Source organism: Polycladomyces abyssicola (assembly GCF_018326425.1).
Lineage (GTDB): Bacteria > Bacillota > Bacilli > Thermoactinomycetales > JIR-001 > Polycladomyces > Polycladomyces abyssicola.
Window position 1 is genome coordinate 2,497,739 of sequence record NZ_AP024601.1, and the last position, 17,300, is coordinate 2,515,038.

The following is a 17,300-nucleotide window of genomic DNA, read 5'->3' on the forward strand; positions in this document are numbered from 1 at the left end:
TCCAAGCTATTGCAGAAACTCTGTGTCAGCCACATAAATGACTCTTATCTATTGATTTGTTTTATCCATACCATGGATATCGTTCGTGGTCCCCCAAGCTTGTCAAGGTCATTCTTTGTCGGAGAGCGCTGCTTTTGAGGGCAGAGGGTGTTTTCCGGCTTCACCCTTTTGTTTCTCAGAAGTATTTGCATATCCTCACTCGGGCTCGATCAAACCGTAACGCCCGTCTTTTCTGCGGTATACTACGTTCACTTCATCAGTCTCTGCGTTGAAGAACACAAAGAAGTGATGTCCGAGCAGTTCCATCTGGATGATGGCTTCTTCCACGTCCATCGGTTTTAATTGAAAACGCTTCGTGCGCACCACTTTGGGTTCGGCTTCCTCATCCACCAAAGCGTTAGCGGTGTTTCCGTTTTCAACAAGCTGCGAACGGAGGCTTCCTTCCTGACGGAGTTTGCGGTTGATCTTGGTTTTATACTTCCGTATCTGCCGTTCCAATTTTTCCACGACCAGATCAATGGACGCATACATGTCCGCGCTTTTTTCCTCCGCGCGAACCAGCACGCCCGGAAAAGGAATCGTCACTTCTACCTTGTGATCATCGTGAATCACGCTGAGGGCAATGTGTGCATCGGCGGAAGGAGGGGGGTCGAAATACTTTTCCAGACGGCTGATCTTTTTTTCGATAAAACTCCGCAAAGCATCCGTCACGTCGAAGTTGTTGCCACGAATGACATAATTCATGAAGCGAACCCCCCTTTTCGCTTTATCAACGTGTTTCCATGAACCTTGATGTCCAGATGACACCCCTTCAAAGACGGTGTAATGATGGCTATTTTTGCCTATTTATCCAAAGGTTTCACACTCCCGAAGTGAAATTGAAATTTTGTCTGTGTAAATAGCATAAGCCATATGAGACAAAGTTAATGTGATAAATTTCACAAAAAAGGGGGTGTTCACAGAAAATCAGTATTACGGTAAACGTTTTATCACTTGACTAATCTTAAAAGTTTAAAGCATGGGCGAATGGAAACCACGTGAAATGATTTACAAACTCGCTTATGCATCTTGATGAAACCGTATTGAATGCCATGATGGTCCTCTCCGCGGTTAGTAAGGAGCAACTACTCGTCTCATGACAAGTTGTCTACCGCGAATCAAGATTCCAAACGATGGCACAGATAGCACCCAAATTGCTAGAAGTCACAATGAAAAATCCTAATGGTATATGACCATTGTGAACGGCAAAACTGTTCAATAGTGGCCAATGATCAATTTTGCCGCAGTTGATTCGCGGGTGGAGGGGCTTCGACAATTGAAGGAGATTCGTATACATATCAAGCAGCTTGTACGACAAATACCAATGGTTCGCGTGCTCCTGGCCGTTACCGTGGGAGTGGGGTTGACGAGCGGAGTGCTGTTGATCCTTCAGGCCTATTATCTGGCCCGCGTGGTCAACGCTGTGTTTTTGGAACACGCTCCATTGCATCAGGTAAGTCCGTGGCTCTGGATCTTATTCGGGCTCATCATCACCCGCGGTGTTCTCACTTGGCTGGATCAGGCGGTCGCCGCGCATCTGGCCGTGCGTGTGAAAACGGATTTGCGTCGTCGGCTGATCGCACATCTGCTGCGTCTTGGACCGGTTTGGTCAGCCCAAGAGCAACGCGGCGAGTTGGTCAACACGGCGATGACCGGGATTGAACAATTGGAAAGCTTTTTATCCCGATATCTTCCGCAAATGGCACTGTCGGCGTTGATGCCGTTGGCCATTTTCGGTTTCGTGCTGACACGCGACAGTTTAACGGCATTCATTCTTGCAGTGGCTGCGCCGTTGATCGTATTCTTTATGATTTTGATCGGCAAGGCGGCGGAATCGGCCAGCTCACGTCAATGGCAACAATTGAGCTTGCTCGCAGCACGGTTTCTCGATGTCCTGGAGGGCTTGACCACGCTGAAGATTTTTGGACGCAGCAAGGCTCGGGCGGAGTGGATGGGCCGAGCCAGTGAAGCCTATCGCCTGGCGACGATGCGTACCCTTCGGGTTGCTTTTTTGTCTTCTTTTTTACTGGAATTATTTGCCACACTGAGTACAGCAGTTGTCGCCGTTACACTCGGCTTACGCTTGGTTGCTGATCGTATGCCCTTTTTCACGGCCTTTTTGATCCTGTTGTTGACACCTGAATTTTTTCAGCCCCTTCGGGCACTGGGGAGCGAGTTTCATGCAGGTCTCAACGGAGTGACGGCTGCCGGAAGAATATTCGAGATTCTCGAAGCCAAGTCGCCCGGCCTGGTTCAGGATGGTTGGAAGATCCAAAAGGATATGCGTGTATCCTGTGCATCTTACAATGATATCCACAGGGATTTGCAACCCAAACAAGGGGCAAAGAGGGAACCGTGGATACCAACTCATCATGGATCGCGGAATGAACCGTTCACAATTGATTTCGTCGATGTCACTTTTTCATATGATCCCGGATTGCCACCTATATTACATGATATCAATCTAACTGTTCGCCCAGGTGAAACACTGGCGCTGGTCGGGCCCAGTGGAGCGGGTAAAAGCACACTCCTCGACCTATTGCAGGGTTTTTTGCGCCCAACGGCTGGGGAGATCCTTATCAATGGTCAAGCGTTAAGCGATTGGCCAATCGACGAATGGCGAAGACGAATGGCGGTGTTACGTCAACACACGCATATCTTTGCCGGCACCGTTATGGATAATTTGCGCCTGGCTCGACCCAACGCTTCAATGGAGGAGGTTATTTCGGCTGCGCGTACGGCAAAGGCACATGATTGGATTGTCTCTTTGCCCCAAGGGTACAACACTCCCTTGGGTGAAGGCGGATACGGTTTAAGCGGGGGGCAGATCCAAAGATTAGCGGTGGCACGGGCTTTGCTCAAGGACGCTCCGCTGGTGCTGCTCGATGAACCTACCGCCCACCTTGACCCGGAAACCGAATCTTCGATGCAGGAAGGGATCACGCGGCTTCTTGCGGGGCGCACGGTGATTGTGGTTGCTCATCGTCTGAGCACAGTGAATCGGGCGAATCGGATCATTGTAATGGAAGACGGTAAGATTGTTGAACAAGGAAGTCAATCGGAATTGATGGCTGTTCAAGGAATGTATCGGCGATTGCGCACCGCGTATGCAGGAGGTGAAGAAGCATGAGCAGACCGGTGATACAGAGAATGACACCGAAAAATAGACAGGTACAGTTGTCGCTCTGGAGAGTGATCGTCCGTTTGTTTCAATTTCAACGGCCATTTCCCTGGCGCTTTACCCTGTCCATCCTGCTTCGTTTTTGTACTGTAGGAGCAAACATTGGGCTGATGGCAACTTCCGGTTACCTGATTTCCAAAGCGGCTCTTCACCCTGCCACCATTTTGTTGCTGTGGATGCCCATTGTAGGGGTCCGTTTTTTTGGCTTGTCCCGTGCCGTGTTCCGTTACACTGAACGATATTTCTCCCATGACTTGACCTTTCGCATCCTCCGGCAGATCCGTGTGTGGCTGTACCGGCGCATTGAGCCGTTGGTACCGATGATGTGGCAAGGGCGGTACAGCGGTGATGTACTGGCGTCGGCAATTGGAGACATTGATACACTGCAAAATTTTTATTTGCGGGCAATAGCGCCACTGTTGGTGGCATTGCTCGTGATGGGATTAGGCTTCGTGCTAATGGCCCCCTTTGGCGGCGATTTGGTTCTGGCTTTGTTTGCGGGACTTGTTACCGCCGCAGCAGGTATTCCTTTGCTTACACATTTCCTGGCACGGCGAGCAGGGGCGGAATCGGTCCAAGCACGGGCGCGTATGCAAACGAAGCTGGTAGACACTATTCAGGGGATGGCTGATGTGTTGGCCTATAACCTGGAAACGAAAGTGATGCAGGAATGGGAAAGGGAACAACGGATATGGACCCGACGTCAATTAAGGCTGGCCCATGTGGATGGCCTGGGCAACGGGCTATTGTTCATTTCCAGTCATTTCACTATGTGGGTTGTGTTGTGGCTTGGTATTGAGCACGTGCAAAGCGGACGCATGGACGGAGTTTACTTAGCCATGCTGGTACTGACTGCGTTAGCGGTGTTTGAAGCGGTGATGCCCTTGCCGACAGCGTTCAAGCAACTGGGGGAGTGCATCGAGGCCGGGCGGAGGATGTTTCGTTTGACAGACCAAACCCCTCCGGTGTTGGAACAGCATTGTTCACAACTTCCCCGTTCAGCGGATTTGCGTGTACGTAACGTATCATTTCTCTACCACGGTTCGGAACGCAAAATCTTGACAGGCATTTCTTTCGATTTGCCACAGGGCAAACACATGGCCTTGGTCGGAGCCAGTGGCGCTGGAAAAAGCACGCTCTTTCGCCTCTTATTGCGTCTCTGGGAGCCAACGAACGGACAGATTGAGCTTGGCGGGGTCAATCTTCGAGATGTGGAGCCGGAAGCGGTCCGCCGTTGGTTTTCATTGATTGAACAAAAAACCTATTTATTCCATGAGTCGGCGGCCGATAATTTACGCTTGGGACACCCCACAGCGACCTTGACGGAACTGCAAGATGCCGCCTCAAAATCACAGATCGATCAGGTGTTGCTGAAATTGCCGGATGGATACGATACGCTTCTTGGTGAACTCGGTGCGCGTTTATCTGGAGGGGAACGGCAACGCTTGGCCTTAGCACGGGCATTACTGAAGGAAGCGCCCATTCTTCTATTGGATGAGCCCACAACCGGTTTGGACGCAATCGTTGAGCAAAGGTTTATGAAGACACTTCGGATGGTGGCTGCCGGTCGCTCTGTTCTGCTCATTACCCACCGTATAAGCGGGCTGGAATCCTTTGACGAGATTCTGGTCCTGAAAGATGGCCGCATTGCAGAAAGAGGGACACACATGGAATTACTCAATCTGCGCGGCATTTACCGTGCGATGTGGGAGGTTGAGAGGGACCGTCTGCACGCAAATGTGGAAAGTAACAGATAAATTCCCCATTAATGGGATATCCTACAAATTGACCGCAGGCTAGGGTTTCACCTACCTGATGTTGAAACCGCTCGGTATGTGAAAGGGGAACTGGCATGCTGAATGTTTTGTTAGCCCGTTGGCAGTTTGGGATCTTAACGATCTACCACTTTCTCTTCGTGCCTCTCACCATCGGGTTGGCCGTTTTGATTGCCTTGATGGAGACGATTTATGTTCGAACAGGCGATGAAACGTATAAACGGATGGCGAAATTTTGGGGCAAAATGTTTCTTGTCAACTTCGCCCTGGGCGTAGCCACCGGAATCATGCAGGAATTCCAGTTTGGCATGAACTGGTCCGCCTATTCCCGCTTCGTCGGCGATGTATTCGGGCCGCCCTTGGCGATCGAAGCACTGGCTGCCTTCTTTCTCGAATCGACTTTCGTCGCGGTATGGCTGTTCGGATGGGACCGGTTGTCCAAACGTGTGCATCTGCTCGCAATTTGGCTTACAGCCGCCGGGGTGTCGATATCCGCACTTTGGATTTTGACAGCGAATGCCTTTATGCAGGAGCCAAGGGGCTATGTGATCCATAACGGCCGGGCGGAGATGAGCAATTTTTGGTCACTGCTTGGCAACCCTCAATTATGGGTGGAGTTTCCACATGTTTGGTTCGGTGCTATTTCTACAGGTGCTTTCTTTATCACTGGTGTCAGTGCTTGGTATTTACTGAAAAAGCGGCACCTGAAGGAGTTTACGCGTTCTTTTCAAATCGGTATCGTCGTGGCTTTGGTCTCCAGCGTACTGACAATCGTGCTGGGACATTCGCAGGCTCAACATTTAATGAAGGCACAACCCATGAAGATGGCGGCATCAGAAGCGCAATGGGACACCAGCTCGGAACATGCCCCTTGGTCCGTGTTCGCGCTCATCGATGAAGAACATCACCGTAACACGTTGAATGTGGAAATTCCTTATTTGCTGAGTATCCTTGCCTATAATCACACCTACGGTAAGGTCGAAGGGATCAATCAGCTGCAGAAACAGTATGAACGAACATATGGTCCGGGAAATTACATCCCGAGCGTATGGGTAACCTACTGGAGTTTTCGCGTGATGGTACTGGCCGGTGTATTGATGTTGCTATTGGCCCTTTACGGTGTATATCTGGTACTGAAAAATCGGTTGAGACAGCATCCCACCTTTTTGCGAGCGATGATTGGGGCGATATTCCTACCGCCCATCGCACACAGCACTGGATGGATTATGACGGAGATGGGCAGGCAGCCATGGGTGGTCATGGGCCTTCAAAAAACGATTGACGGTGTTTCCTCTACGGTCACCACACCCATGATATGGACGACGTTGCTCGGGTTTGGAATCCTGTATCTTGTTTTGGGGATTGTCGACGTGTATTTATTTGTTCGCATTATCCGTCAGGGGCCGGATTTCGAAAAGGACCCGTCAGAAATGGATGCCAAACTCCCCCATCCGGCAACTTAGAAACCGGCATATGTAAAAAAGATTATGGATAACGAGGTGAGGATCATTGATTCTTAACATCGTCTGGTTCATTCTGATTGCCATATTATTTACCGGATTTTTTGTATTGGAAGGGTTTGATTATGGCGTTGGCATATTAACCCCTTTTCTTGGACGGACGGATGAACAACGCCGACTGATTATTAACACGATTGGTCCGTTCTGGGATGCGAATGAAGTCTGGCTCATCACCGCAGCCGGAGCGATGTTCGCAGCTTTCCCACACTGGTACGCGACTTTATTCAGCGGGTTTTACATCGCGCTTTTCCTGCTATTGGTGGCGCTGATTGTACGTGCAGTGGCCTTTGAGTTTCGCAGTAAAATCAGTAATCCGCGATGGCGTTCCACTTGGGACTGGCTTCTGTTTGTGGGAAGTGTTCTGCCGCCCTTTCTATGGGGTGTAGCGATCGCCAACTTTATACGTGGTGTACCCATCGACTCCCACATGAACTATGTCGGTACTTTCTGGAGCCTCATTACGCCTTTCAGTATCATGGGTGGATTAAGTTTGCTGCTGCTTTCAACGTTAAGCGGTGCGCTGTACATCTCCCTTCGCACAGTAGGCGAGATGCAGGCAAGGGCGAGGGAAACCGCAAGGGGTATCGGGGCGCTTACCAGTCTGGTGATGTTCTTGTTTGCCGTCATATGTTTCTATAATACTGACCTGTTCAGCAAAACCGGTATCGACCCCGGTGGAGTACCTGTGCTGGCAGCCATGACGTTATTGTCTGTGCCCTTTTTCATATACGCCAAACGCGACGGATGGGCGTTTTTAATGACCAGCCTGACAATCGTATTCTCATCAATCACAGTTTTTCTCCATTTGTTTCCGCGCGTCATGATCAGCTCCCTCAATCCCGACTGGAGTCTCACGATCTACAACGCTGCATCGGGACCCTATTCGTTGCGCGTGATGACGATCATCACTGTCATTGTGTTACCGTTTGTTTTGGCGTATCAAGCTTGGACTTATTGGGTATTTCGACACCGTCTGCGTCCAGGTGGTCACCTGGATTATTGACAAGGGCCCCTGAAAAGGGCCTTTTTTGTGCGATCCGGGTCACCCCACATCAAGCCAAACTCCTGTGGGAAAGGTACCGAACGCCAATTGGGAAGTGCCAGTGTCTCATACACACAGATCTATTTGTTCAATATATCACATAATTATTGTTCCATCCCCCACATCACATATCGCAAAAATCCTTTAATTACAAGGATTAATAGCGTTAATCGGAATCGTTTATTATTCTCTATCATGCATTTACGTGAAATTATTCACAAATTATTCATCCCATTGATCTACGTCTGGGAGTATAATGAAGCTGAACAATCAATACTGTTTCGCAGTGAATGGATGAGCTCATCCCCTGATCTGCTTGAAGGGGTGTTCCCTATGGACATGTGGACACAAACTTATGATCCTCTTCACCAGTTATGGCTGTCAGCATTCGTATCTGCCATTCCGATACTCTTCTTTGTGATATCTTTAACAATCTTACGTCTGAAAGGATATATAGCCGCTTTCTATACAACGTTCATCGCCTTCGTGATTGCCATCTTCGTTTATCGCATGCCAATTTCTATGACACTGGGTGCAGTTGGTTTTGGTTTTGCCTATAGTTTATGGCCAATCGCCTGGATCGTGGTTACAGCTGTTTTACTGTATAAGATCACGGTAAAAACGGGCAATTTCGATGTGATTCGATCCAGTATCATCTCGATCTCCGACGATCAACGGTTGCAACTTTTGTTGATCGGATTTTCGTTTAACGCATTTCTGGAAGGCGCGGCGGGATTTGGGGTTCCGATTGCCATCTCTGCCGCATTGCTCGTCGAACTGGGCTTTCAACCATTGCAAGCAGCCTCGCTTTGCTTGATTGCCAATGCCGCATCTGGAGCTTTTGGGGCAATGGGGATTCCGGTCATTGTGGCCGGTCAAGTCTCCGGCATCGATAAACTCGTGTTGTCTAAAATTCTGGGGATCCAATTACCTATCATTTCTTTCTTTGTTCCGTTTTTGATGGTTTGGATTTTGGATGGATTTCGCGGTGTCAGAGAAGTATTTCCCGCACTGCTCGTTGTCGGAGGATCGTATGCAGCGGCACAATACTTGACCGTCACTTTTATCGGTCCCGAGTTGGCTAACATAACTTCCTCTCTAATCAGTATGGGTGCTTTAACACTGTTCTCGAAGTTCTGGAAACCAAAAAACATTTTCCATCTTGACAATGGTACACAAACTGTCCGCTCTAGGCGTGTGACAATGGGACAGATCATCAAGGCATGGTCCCCGTTTTACATCCTGACGGTCATGGTCAGCATCTGGAGCAGCAAAGCCTTTAAACATTTATTCGACCAAGGAGGGCCATTGGAATCTCTTGTCACCAAGATAAAAATTCCCGGACTGCATCAACATGTGTTGATTGCCCCGCCGATCGCCAAGGAGCTGACGCCATATGATGCGGTTTTCAAACTGGACTGGTTATCTTCGACAGGTACAGCGATCTTGCTCTCTGTGATCCTGACCCTCCTGTTGTTCCGAGTCAATATGCGAACAACAGTTCAATTGATCAAAGAAACATTGCTTGAACTGTGGAAACCCATTGTCACCATCGGTTTCGTACTCGCTTTTGCTTATATTGCCAACTACTCGGGCATTTCGTCCACCTTAGGCTTAGCTTTATCGAAAACCGGTAAGTTATTCCCATTCTTCTCACCTGTTCTGGGTTGGATCGGCGTATTCCTGACGGGATCGGTTGTCGCCAACAACGCTCTGTTTGCTCACCTGCAACTGGTGACGGCACAACAGATCGGGACATCACCGAGCTTGCTCGTCTCTGCCAATACCAGTGGGGGGGTGATGGGGAAATTGCTCAGTCCACAATCGGTAGCGATTGCTTCGGCAGCAGTGGGTGAAGCCGGCAAGGAATCCAGTTTGTTCCGCTCCACTTTGAAATATAGTTTGGCTTTACTATTCATCACCTGCATCTTTACCTATCTGCTGGCATATATATTCCGCTTTCTCCTGTGATCTATGGCAGGTACTAGCCAAATCTTATATTCAGAATAAAGGAGTTGTCCCATATGAAAGTGTCGAAAGTAACCAAAATCGCTTTAATTGGAACAGGTTTTGTTGGATCGAGCTATGCATATGCGGTATTGAACCAAGGTTTGGCTAACGAATTGGTGTTGATTGACATTAACAAGAAAAAAGCGGAAGGGGACGCGATGGATCTGAATCATGCCTTGCCATTTGGTTCACCGATGCGCATCTGGGCTGGAGATTATAGTGATTGTAGAGATGCGGACCTCGTGGTGATCACCGCCGGTGCCAACCAGCAGCCTGGAGAAACCCGTCTCGATCTTGTGGATAAGAACGCGAAAATCTTTCAATCCATTATCGGCGAAGTGATGAAAAGCGGTTTTGATGGATTGTTCTTGGTTGCGACAAACCCGGTTGATATCCTATCTTATGCGACATGGAAGTATTCCGGCATGCCCGCTCACCGTGTGATTGGATCGGGTACCATCCTCGATACAGCTCGCTTGCGCTATCTACTCGGTGAAGCTTATCAAGTGAATCCACAGAATGTACATGCCTATATCATCGGGGAACACGGGGATACGGAATTGCCCGTATGGAGTCATGCCCATATTGGAACCCGTCCGATTTCGGACTATTTAAGAGAAGGAAGCGGTCCGAACCAGGATGAACTGGAGCAAATTTTTGTCAATGTACGCGATGCAGCCTACCATATCATTGAACGCAAAGGAGCCACTTACTATGGAATCGCAATGGGACTGGCTCGTTTAACTCGCGCCATCTTAAACGATGAAAACTCAGTGTTAACTGTTTCCACGCTACTCCGTGGCGAATATGGGTTAAAGGATATTTATATCGGTGTTCCAGCAGTTGTGAATCGTTCAGGCATACGCGAAGTGATCGAGTTGAATTTGCAAGAGGAGGAACTGGAAAAACTGCATCATTCGGCACAAGTGTTAAGTCAAGTATTGAAAAAAGTTGTTTAAGCCCCCTTCAGTGATTCATTCGGGAACCCTTTCCCCGACTTGTTTCCACCTGGTGAAGTCACCCCAGGGACAAGGGTTCCCTACAATATCACCATTTACATGACAAATCCACCAAAGAAAGTGGATTAAGGTCCCTCCAGTCCCAAATCGGCAAAGGTGGCCATTTCCCGCATCAATGCCACGGCTGCCTCCATCATCGGAAACAACAGCGCCGCTCCGGTTCCCTCTCCCAGTCGCATCCGGGCATGAATCAGCGGCGTTAATCCCAACTTCTCCAATAAGATGCGATGTGCCGGTTCCTCAGACAAATGGGAGGCAAACAAATACGGCTTCACACGTTCGCTCAAACCTACAGCGATCATCGCGGCAGAGGTGGAAATGAGCCCGTCGATCACGACCGGCATGCGCTCCAGCGCACCTCCCAACATCACCCCCGCCATCGCAGCAATCTCCAACCCTCCCACTTTGGCCAGCACATCCACAGGATCCTGCGGATCCGGTTGGTTGACGCGGATCGCCTGCTCGATGACGCGAATCTTTCGAAGCATTCCCGCGTCGTCCACTCCGGCGCCGCGTCCCGTCAACTGATCAACCGGACTGCCAGTTATCACCGCGGCAATGGCCGTGGCCGGCGTTGTGTTACCGATGCCCATTTCCCCGACGCCAATAACGCGGACGCCTTCCTGTTTCAACCGACGGGCCATTTCCACCCCGGTCATCACGGCCTGAACCGCTTCATCGCGGGACATGGCGGGGCCAGATGCCATATTGTCCGTACCCGGACGCACCTTGCAGTCAATGACGCCGTCGGGAACCGTCCTCGCCCGACTGCCCACGTCTAACACATAGACATCTGCCTTGGTCTGCCGGGCGATCACATTGATCGCCGCTCCTCCCGCCGCGAAGTTGGCCATCATTTTTTCCGTCACTTCGGAGGGATAAGCTGTTACCCCCTCTTCCACCACGCCGTGGTCTCCACAACAGACAACAATCGCTTTTTTGCTCATGTCAGGGGTCTGTTCACCTGTGATGCCCGCCAAGCGGATCGCCATCTCCTCCAACAATCCCAAACTACCCGGCGGTTTGGTTAATTGGTCGATACGGTCTCTCGCTTGTTGCTCCAATGTCTCGTCAGGAAGTGAAATCAATCTCGTCAACGACTCCAATTGCAGGTGATGGGATGAATTCAGCTGTTGCACTTTCTTTTTGCTCCTTTTCTGAGATTTTTGCGAATCTGACAGGGACCTCCCTACGGTTGGTCCGTTTTTATGTTAAGATGTTCATGTTCTCGGTCTTTTTCTATTGTACTGTCTTCGGCATCAAGGAGAAAGGGAGGAACCGATGAAACCAAAACGTTCGCGCTATGTGTGGATGATGGTGACGATTGTCTGCATCATGATGTTGACCGGTTGTGTGAACGCCACCATGCACATCACTGTTCACTCCGACGGTTCCGGTGTTTATCAACTGAAGCTGCTGTCCAACCCATTGTTGGCCGAACAAATGGCCCCGATCAAAGATCGTCTCCAAGAAAAAGGATACCAGGTCAAAACGGTGAATGAAGGAGATCAAACGGGTTGGGTAGCAGAAAAGCATGTCGACAACGTATTGAAGGAACCACCGGATCAAAACATGTTCAAAGACTTGTTGCCCAATAAACCGTCCGCCAGTTTGGCGGCCGTTTCCACCGATGCCGCACCGCAGAGCGGCAGTTCCGGCCAACCCGTTTTTCACTTTGATCCGGGGTTTTTCACACTGAAATTCCGTGTCGACACCCATGTCGATCTTCGCTCGATGAAAGATTTGGGAGGCGCGTTTTTGGGTGACTCGCTGGGTGACCTCCTTCACTTGAAATTGATGCTGACATTGCCCATCGCACCGGATCACCACAATGCCAACAATGTCACCGACGGCGGTAAAACCTTGACGTGGGATCTGAAGCCGGGACAAGACAACCCCATCTTCATGGAAGTAGAGGTTCCCAATCCATTGGGCTGGGGTGCAATCATCCTCATCGCCGTGATTTTGTTGATCGTGTGGCGTATTCGCAAAAAGCGTCAAAATCCGCCGACCGCCAGTAATGGTTTCACCCATTCGTGACCTTGACGAAAGACAAGACTGTTTCGTGTGTAACCAAGGAAAACCGTTTCCCGCCTTCACACAAGCGTCAGCCGGGAGGCGGTTTCCTTTTTTTGTATGGAAAGCGTTTTTTTCAAAAAATCGTGAACAACCGTGAAACGGTGCTTGTCATTGTGAGAAACTTTGTTAAAATAGGAACAATATCAGCAGTCAAACAATCGGTCGACAGGGACCGATTCCCTGCGGAGTTTATTGTCCCGTCACGACAGCGGGCAGGGGAAGAACGCGTCCCCCTGACTTTATCCACACTTTTCATGAAATGAGGTGTAGGGTTATGAAGCCACGAACACTGTTTGAAAAAGTATGGGATCGACATGTGATTCACCAAGAACCGGGCAAACCCGCACTGTTGTACATCGATCTTCATCTGATCCACGAGGTTACGTCACCACAAGCGTTTGAGGGTTTGCGCTTGTCCGGTCGGAAAGTGAGAAGACCCGACTTGACCGTAGCCACGATGGATCACAATGTGCCCACAACAGACCGCTCGCTTCCTGTCACCGATCCCATCTCCGCCAAACAAATGGAGACACTGGCCAAAAACTGTCAGGAGTTCGGCATCTCCCTTTATGATTTGCACAGCCCGCAACAAGGCATCGTCCATGTGATCGGGCCCGAGCTGGGGCTGACACTCCCCGGTAAAACCATCGTCTGCGGGGACAGCCATACGTCCACCCACGGCGCTTTCGGCGCACTGGCGTTCGGGATTGGAACCAGCGAAGTGGAGCATGTGCTGGCTACACAGTGTTTGCCCCAAGCGAAACCGTTGACGATGGAGATTCACGTCAAGGGAAAACTGCAACCCGGCGTAACCGCCAAAGACCTGATCCTGGCCATTATAGCCCGCATCGGTACCGACGGTGCGACGGGAACGGTCATCGAGTACACCGGTGAAGCCATCCGTGCATTGACCATGGAAGAACGGATGACCGTGTGCAATATGTCCATCGAGGCCGGTGCACGAGCTGGCATGATTGCCCCCGATGAAACGACGTTTGCCTATCTAAAAGACAAACCCCTGGCCCCCAAAGGGGAAGAGTGGGAACGGGCCGTGGCGGAGTGGAAAGAATTGCGGACCGATGAAGGTGCCGTTTACGATCGCAGGGTCGAAATCGATGCCAGCACCATTGCACCGCAAGTCACATGGGGAACCAGTCCCGGCATGGGTGTTGACGTTACCGGCACGGTACCGGATCCGGACTCCTTCCCAACGGAAACGGAGCGCAAATCGGCACGTCGCGCGTTGGAATACATGGGACTCAAACCGGGAACGCCCATCACCGACATTCGGATCGACCGGGTGTTCATCGGATCCTGTACCAACTCCCGGATCGAGGATCTGCGCGCCGCCGCCAGCGTGGTGAAAGGGAAAAAAGTAGCACCCCACGTTCATGCGATGGTGGTGCCGGGATCGCAACAAGTGAAGCGGCAAGCTGAGGCGGAAGGATTGGATAAGATTTTCACCGAGGCTGGTTTTGAATGGCGTGAAGCGGGATGCAGCATGTGCCTGGCAATGAACCCCGACGTACTGCAACCGGGCGAACGCTGTGCATCCACCTCCAACCGCAACTTCGAAGGAAGACAGGGTCGGGGCGGACGTACTCACTTGGTCAGCCCGATGATGGCTGCTGCAGCAGCGATTGCCGGCCACTTTGTTGATATCAGGGAATGGGAAACTGAAGATATCCGGCAAAAGGAGGTAACACAATGAAACCGCTCATCCGCCATACGGGAATCGTGGCACCGCTGGATCAGGCCAACGTCGATACCGATCAGATCATCCCCAAACAGTTTCTCAAGCGAATCGAACGAACCGGATTCGGTCAATTCCTGTTTTATGACTGGCGTTTTGACGATGACGGGCAGCCGCGGCCGGACTTTGTACTGAATCAGCCGCGTTATCAAGGAGCATCCATTCTGCTCGCGCGAAACAACTTCGGTTGCGGCTCTTCGCGTGAACATGCGCCGTGGGCACTTTTGGACTACGGATTCCGCGTGGTCATCGCCCCGTCTTTCGCCGATATCTTTTACAACAACTGTTTCAAAAATGGGATGCTGCCGGTGACATTGCCTGAAGAGACCGTGGAGGAACTCTTCCAACGTACGGAAGCCAAAGAAGGGTATTCCCTCACGGTCGATCTGGAGAAATGTGTCATTACGGATGAAGACGGCTTTTCCACCTCGTTCCAGGTGGACGAGTATCGCCGTCACTGTCTGATCAACGGCTTGGACGACATTGATGTCACACTGCAATATGAAGAGCAGATCACACGTTACGAGGAGACTGTGCCGGCATATTACCGGGTCAGCTCGGCCGTCTCCCGTTGACATGAAACAAGGGGCGCTTTTCGGCGCCCCTTCCTCATGTTTCTTGTGTCGATTGCTGTGCCAAATTGCTTTTTCTCATCCCGTAACCCAAGTACAAAACGATACCGATTACAAGCCACACCAAAAACCGGATCCAGGTAATGGGTGGCAAGCTGATGATCAACCAGACGGAGAACCCAATTCCGATCAAAGGCACGAACGGCACCCACGGTGTGCGGAATGAACGCTTCAAGTCGGGACGTTTTACCCGCAAAATCATGATCGAAGCACAGATCAGGATGAATGCCGACAAAGTACCGATGTTCACCAGCTCCGCCACTTCGGAAATCGGCGTAAATCCTGCCACCAGTGCCGTCACCACACCGATGATCAGCGTCGGGCGGTGCGGTGTGCGAAACTTCGGATGGATACCGGAGAACCATTTCGGCAGCAAACCGTCACGACTCATGGCAAACCACACGCGAGCTGCCGCCAGCATGAAGGAGAACAATACGCTGGTGATCCCTGCCACGGCCGCGGCGGAAATAATTGCAGGAATCCATTTCAATCCGAGGTCCGTAAAAGCTTTCGACACCGGCGCCGGATTGTTCAAGGTCGTGTAATGCGCAATACCCGTCAGGACGAGCGACATCCCCACATACAGGATCATGGCGATCACCAGCGACAAAACCACTGCCCGCGGCAGATCACGCTGCGGGTTTTTCGCTTCTTCCGCAGCTGTTGTCAGCGTATCGTAACCGAATACCGCGAAGAAGACGAGCGCCGCCCCATGCAACACGCCGTCGAAACCGAACGGCATGAACGGAGTCCAGTTATCCGGATTGACATAGAAGCTGCCGACGCCAATGATCACAAGAATGATCCCGATTTTGATGGCCACCATGAGCGAGTTGAACCGGGAACCCCACTCCAACCCGATCGTAAGCAGGCCGGCAATCGCCAAGCTGCCCAATACCGCCATCAGGTCCACGACATGTCCCTCACCCGTGCCGGGCGCACCCTGGGCCCATACCGGCAGATGTATACCGATCTGCCCCAAAATGGACTGCAAATAGCCTGACCAACCGATGGCGACAACAGACACCACTAGTGAGTATTCCAACAACAGGTCCCAGCCGATCATCCAAGCGGCAAATTCACCCAATACGGCATAGCTGTAAGTGTAAGCGCTTCCGGAAACGGGTATCAATCCGGAAAACTCCGCGTAGCACAATGCCGCCGCCGCACTGGCCAAACCAGCGATGATGAAGGACAGCAACACGGCCGGTCCGGCATGCGTGGCTGCCGCCACCCCCGTCAACACGAAAATGCCCACACCGATGATGCCACCGAGCCCGATGGCGGTCAGCGTTCCCAGTCCCAGCACTCGTTTGAGGCCGGTTTCCTTCAATCCATCCGCTTGCAGCTGTTCGATGGATTTTTTGCGCAACCACGGATTCATGGCTCTGGCCCCCTTGATTAGACAAAATAAAAAAGCAATATTGCGGTGTTGGCTGCATAAATATGATGTCACAAATTGATCAAATATCTAGAAACAATATACCATAATTGACTTAAAAAAAGAAATACATTTCTCGATTACATAATTTGTATATTTATCCTTCTTTCAATTATCCAATTCCATTCTCCGCCGACGAATGACCATACAGGCGGCTATGTATTCCGCCGTTTCGATTATCCCCCAGCGGTGCAACTCGGCCAGCTCTTCCTCCATCAAATCCAGATCCCCCAACTCGTCCCCCGTATAGATAATGGTTCCGAACCGTTTGAGCAATGCACGCACATCGGTCATTGTCCGGATGGATGACTCCATCCAATCTCCTCCTTTCACGGCATTCTTCACCGATATATGGTACAATAAAAAAGATGGAAACACGATCTCAAAGGATGTGAATCCATTGCGACACTCAAATTTTATAAATATCAAAAAAATGGAGGGAGAACTCCTCCTTTCTCAAAAACGCTATGATTTTGGATGCACGATTACGACCAAGGAACTGATCTTTCAAAAACCGCATACCTCTTACCACGTGCTGTTGGAAAACATCCTCGGGATGGTGCCGTTTCGATTGACCGCTTACCGCCAAACAAAAGAAAAGGCCGGTGACACGATCGTCAACGCCGATTTTTCCACGCAATACTACAAAATCACAGTGAAGCAATTGCGTGTAATCAACCGAAACGGCAAATACGATCGGGGTGCCACCGACCTCATTGTACCTCTGGATGAGCGTTTTATACGATTTGTCGAACGTTATGCCGGCTTTACGACGCTGCCGGTTCAGGTCTGAACGTCCGCTTTCCTGC

General features: G+C 50.6%; 14 protein-coding genes. 10 read left to right on the forward strand and 4 right to left on the reverse strand.

From position 1 onward, the window contains the following. Nucleotides 1–195: 195 nt before the first annotated feature. The gene (gene hpf / locus KI215_RS12560; protein ID WP_212773062.1) at nucleotides 196–744 is read right to left on the reverse strand and encodes a ribosome hibernation-promoting factor, HPF/YfiA family; all 549 of its coding nucleotides are present in this window, start codon (nucleotides 742–744) and stop codon (nucleotides 196–198) included. Between the two features lie 571 nt (nucleotides 745–1,315). Between hpf and cydD the strand changes: the two genes are divergently transcribed. From cydD to KI215_RS12590, 6 genes are all read left to right on the forward strand, one after another. Continuing rightward, a complete protein-coding gene (gene cydD, locus KI215_RS12565) occupies nucleotides 1,316–3,169 on the forward strand; it encodes a thiol reductant ABC exporter subunit CydD (RefSeq protein WP_212773063.1) in 1,854 nt (617 codons plus the stop codon). After that, on the forward strand, nucleotides 3,166–4,977 hold the full coding sequence (cydC, locus tag KI215_RS12570) for a thiol reductant ABC exporter subunit CydC (protein WP_212773064.1): 1,812 nt from the start codon (nucleotides 3,166–3,168) through the stop codon (nucleotides 4,975–4,977). The genes cydD and cydC overlap by 4 nt, the downstream gene beginning before the upstream one ends. 95 nt (nucleotides 4,978–5,072) lie before the next feature. Then, nucleotides 5,073–6,458 (forward strand): cytochrome ubiquinol oxidase subunit I, encoded by a 1,386-nt coding sequence (locus KI215_RS12575; RefSeq protein WP_212773065.1) that lies wholly within the window; start codon nucleotides 5,073–5,075, stop codon nucleotides 6,456–6,458. Nucleotides 6,459–6,504: 46 nt separating this feature from the next. Then, the gene (gene cydB / locus KI215_RS12580; protein WP_212773066.1) at nucleotides 6,505–7,518 is read left to right on the forward strand and encodes a cytochrome d ubiquinol oxidase subunit II; all 1,014 of its coding nucleotides are present in this window, start codon (nucleotides 6,505–6,507) and stop codon (nucleotides 7,516–7,518) included. Nucleotides 7,519–7,890: 372 nt separating this feature from the next. Further along, entirely contained in the window at nucleotides 7,891–9,528 is a 1,638-nt protein-coding gene (locus tag KI215_RS12585; protein WP_212775190.1) for a lactate permease LctP family transporter, read from the forward strand. A gap of 53 nt (nucleotides 9,529–9,581) precedes the next feature. Next, nucleotides 9,582–10,526, forward strand: coding sequence for an L-lactate dehydrogenase (locus KI215_RS12590; RefSeq protein WP_212773067.1), 945 nt, complete (start codon nucleotides 9,582–9,584; stop codon nucleotides 10,524–10,526). A gap of 125 nt (nucleotides 10,527–10,651) precedes the next feature. Here KI215_RS12590 and cobT read toward each other — a convergent pair whose 3' ends face one another. Beyond that, on the reverse strand, nucleotides 10,652–11,725 hold the full coding sequence (cobT, locus tag KI215_RS12595) for a nicotinate-nucleotide--dimethylbenzimidazole phosphoribosyltransferase (protein WP_246512112.1): 1,074 nt from the start codon (nucleotides 11,723–11,725) through the stop codon (nucleotides 10,652–10,654). A gap of 142 nt (nucleotides 11,726–11,867) precedes the next feature. Between cobT and KI215_RS12600 the strand changes: the two genes are divergently transcribed. From KI215_RS12600 to leuD, 3 genes are all read left to right on the forward strand, one after another. Beyond that, nucleotides 11,868–12,626: a DUF3153 domain-containing protein gene (locus KI215_RS12600; RefSeq protein WP_212773068.1), complete on the forward strand. Its 759-nt coding sequence runs from the start codon at nucleotides 11,868–11,870 to the stop codon at nucleotides 12,624–12,626. A 313-nt stretch (nucleotides 12,627–12,939) separates the two neighbouring features. Next, nucleotides 12,940–14,376: a 3-isopropylmalate dehydratase large subunit gene (leuC, locus tag KI215_RS12605; RefSeq protein WP_212773069.1), complete on the forward strand. Its 1,437-nt coding sequence runs from the start codon at nucleotides 12,940–12,942 to the stop codon at nucleotides 14,374–14,376. After that, nucleotides 14,373–14,993 (forward strand): 3-isopropylmalate dehydratase small subunit, encoded by a 621-nt coding sequence (gene leuD / locus KI215_RS12610; protein WP_212773070.1) that lies wholly within the window; start codon nucleotides 14,373–14,375, stop codon nucleotides 14,991–14,993. The genes leuC and leuD overlap by 4 nt, the downstream gene beginning before the upstream one ends. 34 nt (nucleotides 14,994–15,027) lie before the next feature. Here leuD and KI215_RS12615 read toward each other — a convergent pair whose 3' ends face one another. Next, nucleotides 15,028–16,434 (reverse strand): amino acid permease, encoded by a 1,407-nt coding sequence (locus KI215_RS12615; protein WP_212773071.1) that lies wholly within the window; start codon nucleotides 16,432–16,434, stop codon nucleotides 15,028–15,030. Between the two features lie 165 nt (nucleotides 16,435–16,599). Next, the gene (locus KI215_RS12620) at nucleotides 16,600–16,806 is read right to left on the reverse strand and encodes a YqgQ family protein (RefSeq protein WP_246512113.1); all 207 of its coding nucleotides are present in this window, start codon (nucleotides 16,804–16,806) and stop codon (nucleotides 16,600–16,602) included. Between the two features lie 85 nt (nucleotides 16,807–16,891). Here KI215_RS12620 and KI215_RS12625 point away from each other — a divergent pair, with 85 nt between their 5' ends. After that, entirely contained in the window at nucleotides 16,892–17,284 is a 393-nt protein-coding gene (locus tag KI215_RS12625; protein WP_212773072.1) for a hypothetical protein, read from the forward strand. The last annotated feature ends 16 nt before the right edge of the window (nucleotides 17,285–17,300 follow it).